This window comes from Paenibacillus thalictri, from assembly GCF_004307995.1.
Taxonomy (GTDB): Bacteria; Bacillota; Bacilli; order Paenibacillales; family NBRC-103111; genus Paenibacillus_AF; species Paenibacillus_AF thalictri.
Genome location: NZ_SIRE01000033.1, coordinates 103,277 through 109,380 on the forward strand (window position 1 = coordinate 103,277; position 6,104 = coordinate 109,380).

At 49.5% G+C, this 6,104-nt stretch carries 3 protein-coding genes; all 3 read left to right on the forward strand.

Going from position 1 to position 6,104, the window contains the following annotated elements:
- Positions 1 to 41 precede the first annotated feature (41 nt).
- Complete coding sequence (locus EYB31_RS34080; protein WP_165452764.1) at positions 42 to 1,598, forward strand: extracellular solute-binding protein; 1,557 nt, start codon at positions 42 to 44, stop codon at positions 1,596 to 1,598.
- Positions 1,599 to 1,837: 239 nt separating this feature from the next.
- Positions 1,838 to 4,171: an AraC family transcriptional regulator gene (locus tag EYB31_RS34085; RefSeq protein WP_131018053.1), complete on the forward strand. Its 2,334-nt coding sequence runs from the start codon at positions 1,838 to 1,840 to the stop codon at positions 4,169 to 4,171.
- A gap of 13 nt (positions 4,172 to 4,184) precedes the next feature.
- Positions 4,185 to 5,894 (forward strand): glycoside hydrolase family 2 protein, encoded by a 1,710-nt coding sequence (locus EYB31_RS34090; RefSeq protein WP_131018054.1) that lies wholly within the window; start codon positions 4,185 to 4,187, stop codon positions 5,892 to 5,894.
- The last annotated feature ends 210 nt before the right edge of the window (positions 5,895 to 6,104 follow it).

A 6,104-nucleotide genomic window follows, 5' to 3' on the forward strand; every position in this document is an offset into this window, starting at 1 on the left:
ATCATAATATGTTACATTTCAATAGGGAGGCATTTACGATCATGAATAGGAAGGAAAGCGGGAAAAAAGCGGTGGCGCTCAGTGCCATGCTGTTATCAGCCACCCTAGTGGTAACCGCCTGTGGCGGAGGGGGAGCGGTTAAAGAAGAGCCGTCTGTTAGAGGCGCGGCGCCGGCCGCAAATGACGTTAAACCCACGGAAATCAGCATTCTGTCCATTTTTTATCAGAAGGAACCGCCGGCCGCAGACAATATCATTTTGAAGGAAGTAGAGAAACGGACGAATACCAAGCTGAATATTACTTGGGTTACTCCGAATAATTTTAGCGAAAAGGTAAACGTGACATTGGCGTCTGGGGATATGCCCGATCTTATGCTCGTGACCGACACCGGAAATGCGGCTTTCCGCAACATGGCGAAGCAGGGCGCCTTCTGGGATTTGACGGAAATGATCAAGCCATATCCGAATTTAATGAAATTTCCCAAAATCACTTACGACAACTTGAATATCGATGGCAAGCTGTACGGCATCCCGCGGGTACGGCCTACGGAGGGGAATGCACAGCCGTTGTTACGTGCCGATTGGCTGACAAAGCTTAACCTGACAATGCCCGAGACGACCGATGATTTATACAAAGTGATGAAAGCGTTCAAAGAGAACGCCCCGGATGGGCAAAAGGATACGGTCGGCATGTCGGGGTACGTGAACGCAAACGATATGGGACAATTCAGCTTCATAGAAAGCGTGTTTACAGGCGCGAACGGCAAGTATCGGGTGAAGGACGGCAAGTTGACCGACGTTACTTTGGAGCCGGAGATGAAGGCGATGCTGGAGTGGTTCCGCAAGGCTTACTCGGAGGGTTTGATTCCGCAGGATTTTGCGCTGCTCAAGCATAATCAGGCCAAAGACCTGGTTGCGGCAGGCAAGGCGGGCATATTCGCAGACAAGCCGAACCAGGAGCCTAACTTCAATAAAGACATCAAAAGCATGAATCCGGGGACGAATCCCGACATGCAGTGGGTTCCGTTCATGAGCGGCACGCTTGGCAAGATGGCCGCTACGGGGACCGGTCATTTCGGAATGTTCGTCATACCGAAGAAGGTGCCTGAAGCCAAGGTGAAAAAACTGTTGGAATTTATGAATTACGGCGACTCCGATGAAGGTCATGAGTTGGCTAATTACGGGCTGGAAAACGAACACTTCAAATTGGAAAACGGCAACTACGTATTGACGGAAAAAGCCGCTAACGATCCCAGCTTCCAATTCATGCAAAACATTTTCATGAAATTTGATAAATATGCGAATGTCGCTACGGTTGGATTGTCTCCGGAGCAAATATCCCGCGACAAGAAATTGATTGATAAGGCATCGGAAGTTGGGGTGCCAAGTCCCGTATCCAGTCTAGTTTCTGAGACGAACAATAAACTCGGTGCCGATTATGCGAAAAAAATTCAGGATCTGAAAACGAAGGTGATCATGAATAAAGCTTCGATGGAAGACTGGGACAAATTTGTCGGGGAGCTGAAAGTCGATAAAAATTACATGAAAATACTGGACGAATTTAATGAGGCATACCGCGCGAAAATCGGAATGAAGTAATCCCGCCCCAAAAGCCGAAGGCCCTTACGGAGCAATCCGTGAGGGCGCTTCTGGTGCGGAAAAAGATTTGGCTTGGGTAGAGGGGGATTTTGTTGTATGATATGGCGATATAGATGCAGACATACATGAAAAGCATTGCGCGGCAGAGCTGCTTCTAACGAGAAGAGGTGCTCCGCATATTTTGCTTATTTATCCCTACTGCGTGCGGTGCTGTATCATCTTGCTTAGGGGGCAATTACATGATCCATTGGCGGCTATTATTCGAACGGCGACAGGCAAAGGGGCACACGGGAGATTATTTTCGCCAAAGTTTGCTCCTTATTCTGCTCATTGCATTCATCCCCTCGGTTTTTATTTCCATAACAAATTATTGGATTGGGGTCCACCAGCTTGAAAAGCAGGTGTTGCAATCGCACCGTCTGAAATTCGAACAATTTTCCGAAACGATGAATAAGCAGTTCGATCAAATTGCGCTTGTCATGAGCCGCTGGTCGACGAATCCGTTGTTCAGTGAAACGTTGGATGGGCTGAAATTCATCGATCATATCGACCGGATGCAGGAACTGATGCAGTCGCTTTTGGTTGTGAGCGGTTCCAATATGTTTATACAAGAGGCGCAGTTGTTTCTGAACGGGCAGAAAGCAATCATTGCTTCCGATGGGATCCGTTACTTAAACGAAGATGTACTTCAATCGTATACTTCTGTTTTGCATGAGAAGCAAGGGCTGTTCCTTACATATCGGCTACCGGTTGTCGGCAGCCAAGACAAGACGGCCTCGCAGGTCTCCATCATATTTAAGCTGCCGTGGCACTCGGAAAAACCGTTCGGCGCCTTTGTGCTGAATATGAACAAAAAAGAAATACAGCAGGCGATCAGCCATATTCGGGAAGATGAATCTGACATTTCATTTTTGATTCAAAATACGGGAGATTGGGTAGTTCCCCCCGATTCTCCGGAAAAGGAACTGACGCAGCGGCTGGGAGAGGTAGTGCTTGGACGCAATACTGCCAATGGGGCATTCACCTATCAATGGAATGGCGAGAGCTACTTGGTTTCTTACGGGAAAGTGACGAAACCCGATTGGCTGTTCGTCGACGCTTCGCCGTTATCTAAGCTGACAAAGCCGGTTCTGCAGACGTCGCGGCTTATTATGGTATGCAGCTTGATCGGCATTCTGGCGGCATTGCTATTTGCCTGGGTCGTTTCCAGAAAGTTATACAGACCGATCGGTCGTCTCGTGCAACTGCTACGGACTGACAAACCTGATGAAACAGATAATGTAAGGCATGAGCTCGAGTTCGTTGAACGCAGGTGGAGTTCGCTCAACCGTGAAAGCCGTACACTGCGGGAGCGCTTGAAAATGTCTCTGCCTTCCCTCAGGGATGGGTTCCTGCTTCAACTTGTACAGGGCCATTTGTATGCCTGGGATGAGCAGGATCTCAAGGGGCGGATGGAGCAGTTGGGGTGGAATGCGGGGGAACAGCTGTTTTCCATGCTGTTTATTCAACTGTCCGGTCTTGACGATCAAAACGGTCGATTTAAGGAAGACGATCGGCAGCTTATCAGCTTTGCGGCGGCTAATATTGTCGAGGAAATAGGCTTGGGGAAAAATTCGCTTGCACATGCCGTCAATTTTCAGGATCTCTCGGTAGGTTTATTGTATATGCTGCCGCAAACCATGAAGCGGGATTCCATGCGTAAAGAGCTGCACACGCTTGCCCAGGAACTTAGCGGTACTTTGGGAAAGGTGCTTGGTCTACATGTGACTGTCATTGTTTGTCGCATAACGGACCACATATCTGAAATTCCCGATTTGCTGGAGCAGGCAAAGCAGGCGGTCAGATACCGGGATTTACAGGAGAGCTACCAAATTATTGACTTAGAAGAGTATGTAAACCTTTCGCAAACAGCCGTGCAGTATCCGTTCGCATTGGAAAAAGATTTTCTGCATGCCATGAGGCTTGGGCTTGCGCAGGAAGCTCATTTTGCTTTTCGGGAGTTTATGCGCGACGTTCGGGAACACTCAGATAAAGAGCTTATGATACACCAGGCGGTATTCCAACTGCTCGGCAGCGTTCGGCATATACTCATCGAATTAGGCTTTACAGAGCATCCGTTATTCATGGAAGGACAGCATTTCGAGGAATTAATAGCACTTCGTGAGCCTGCCGCCGCGGAAAAATGGTTTAAGCAGCGCATCCTGGATCCGTATTTCGAGCAGTATCTGAAATCCCAAAAACAGCAGTCTCACCGGCTGATGGAGCGGGCCACCTCGCTGTTGCAGGAGCACTATATGGAGGATTTGTCACTGGAAGAATGCGCTGAAAGGTTATCGGCATCGCCGTATACGCTAAGCCGGACCTTTAAGCAAATTACCGGGGTGAACTTTGTTGATTTTTTGATGACTTTGCGTATTGAAAAGGCGAAGGAGCTGCTTATCGGTACCCAGCTTAAAATCAGTGAGGTCGCAAGGCAGGTTGGGTACCAGCATTCCTATTTTAATAAAATTTTTAAAGGCACTGTCGGGTTGACCCCGACGCAGTATCGGGAACAATACCGCAATTTGGATTAAAAGGAGTCGACCTATGATCCGTTTATTCGAGACGCATCGGATACGAAAAACGAAGGAATTGGACGGCATGTGGGATTTTGCAGTGCTGTCTGAGCAGTCTGAACCGCTTGAATCAGTGAACTATATGTATCGTCTGGCCGTACCGGGCTGCTGGGAGATGCATCCCGATTTGGCGACATTTCGGGGAATCGGGATGTACCGAAAGAGGCTGGAAACGGCTGAAAGAACAACATACCGATTCGAGTTCAAGGGAGTCAGCCATTCGGCCAAAGTATGTTTTGACGGAAAGCCGGTCGCTGAGCATTACAACGCATACACCTCATTTTCGGTAATCGTACAGGACGTGGAGCCTGGCAGTCACGAGCTGACGGTTCTGGTCGATAACGGATTTCACGAGCGTTCCAGCCTGCATATTCCGAATGATTATTACACCTATGGAGGATTGATCCGGCCCGTCGTCTTGGAAGAGATCGGGAAAGCTTATATTGAACGTATTGCGTTTGAACCGCTGTGGGAGAACGGTGTGTGGAGCGCACATGTGCGAGCTGTGATCCGCAATGTCACAGAGGGGAAGCTATCCATCCAACTTCATGGGGAGCTGGCAGGGCAGCAGCTTAATTTTGCGCCTGCCGAGCTTCCGTCCGGATGCGATGCCGGGCTGGAATTGTCAGGAACGTTTTCGATGCCCGGGGTCATTCCATGGTCCGGAGCTAATCCGCAGCTCTACGAGCTGAGCCTCCAGTTGTCTGCCGGAGAGGAACGGGACGAGAATAGCCGTCGTATCGTGGATGACCTGATAGAACGGGTGGGCTTTCGTATCGTAACGACGAGTGGCGGGAAAATTCAGATTAACGGTGAAGATATCGTGCTAAGGGGCTTTAACCGGCATGAGGATCATCCCATGGTCGGTGCGGCGTTTCCGCTGCAGCTAATGGTTAAGGATTTGGACTTGATGGCGGATATGGGAGCGAACAGTGTACGTACGAGCCATTACCCAAACGACGAAAGATTTCTGGATTTGTGCGACGAAAGGGGGATTTTTGTTTGGGAGGAAAATCACGCCCGAGGACTAAGCTTGGAGCAGATGCGCAACCCGTATTTTGCATCTCAATGCGAGCAGGTCAATCGTGAAATGGTAGATCAGCACTGCAACCATCCGTCGATCGTTATCTGGGGTATCCTAAACGAATGCGCCAGTGATACAGATGAGGGGCGAACGCATTATAAGACGCAGATCGAGCAAATTAAGGCGCTTGATTCCACAAGGCCGATTACGTTTGCTTCCCATCACAGGGACAAGGAGCTTTGCTTCGATCTGGCGGACATCGTTTCGTTTAATCTGTACCCCGGGTGGTATGGCGACGAAGATCCGGGCGAGCTGTGCGATCTTGCCCGGGCTTGGGCGGATGCGGCGGGCGGCGCTGGCAAGCCGATGATCATGAGCGAGTTTGGCGGCGACGGATATTACTGCTATCGCGATCCGAGTCGGGTCAAGGGCACGGAGGAGAGGCAGGCTGACATTATCGAGGCTAATTTGGCGGCTTATACAACCAGATCATTTATTTCCGGTATGTTTATCTGGCAATTCTGCGACTGCCGGGTCACCGAAGGTACTGGTTGGCTGCTAAGCAGGGCGGGTACTAAAAACAGCAAAGGCATTGTCGACGCTTATCGGCGTCCGAAGCTGTCTTACGCGGTGGTGAAGAAATTTTTCACAGATTAACGGAGGAATGCTCCTCCATGTTGGAAATCTGCTCGGCATATAAAATGGACCATGTTTCCTGCGCGCTTCAGCGCGCCTTTTTTTTCTACGGCTGACCAATTAACTCACTGACTTTATTTTCGATGTTTTTCAGGTAACCGTGAGGGTTCTTTCGAAATCTTCGCCGCTTTGTTCCTTCCAGCAGACGTTCAGTCCATCTCTTTCTTTCTT

Coding starts and splice junctions, on each gene's coding strand:
- EYB31_RS34080 (WP_165452764.1), top strand. CDS start 42: ATGAATAGGAAGGAAAGCGGGAAAAAAGCGGTGGCGCTCAGTGCCATG.
- EYB31_RS34085 (WP_131018053.1), top strand. CDS start 1,838: ATGATCCATTGGCGGCTATTATTCGAACGGCGACAGGCAAAGGGGCAC.
- EYB31_RS34090 (WP_131018054.1), top strand. CDS start 4,185: ATGATCCGTTTATTCGAGACGCATCGGATACGAAAAACGAAGGAATTG.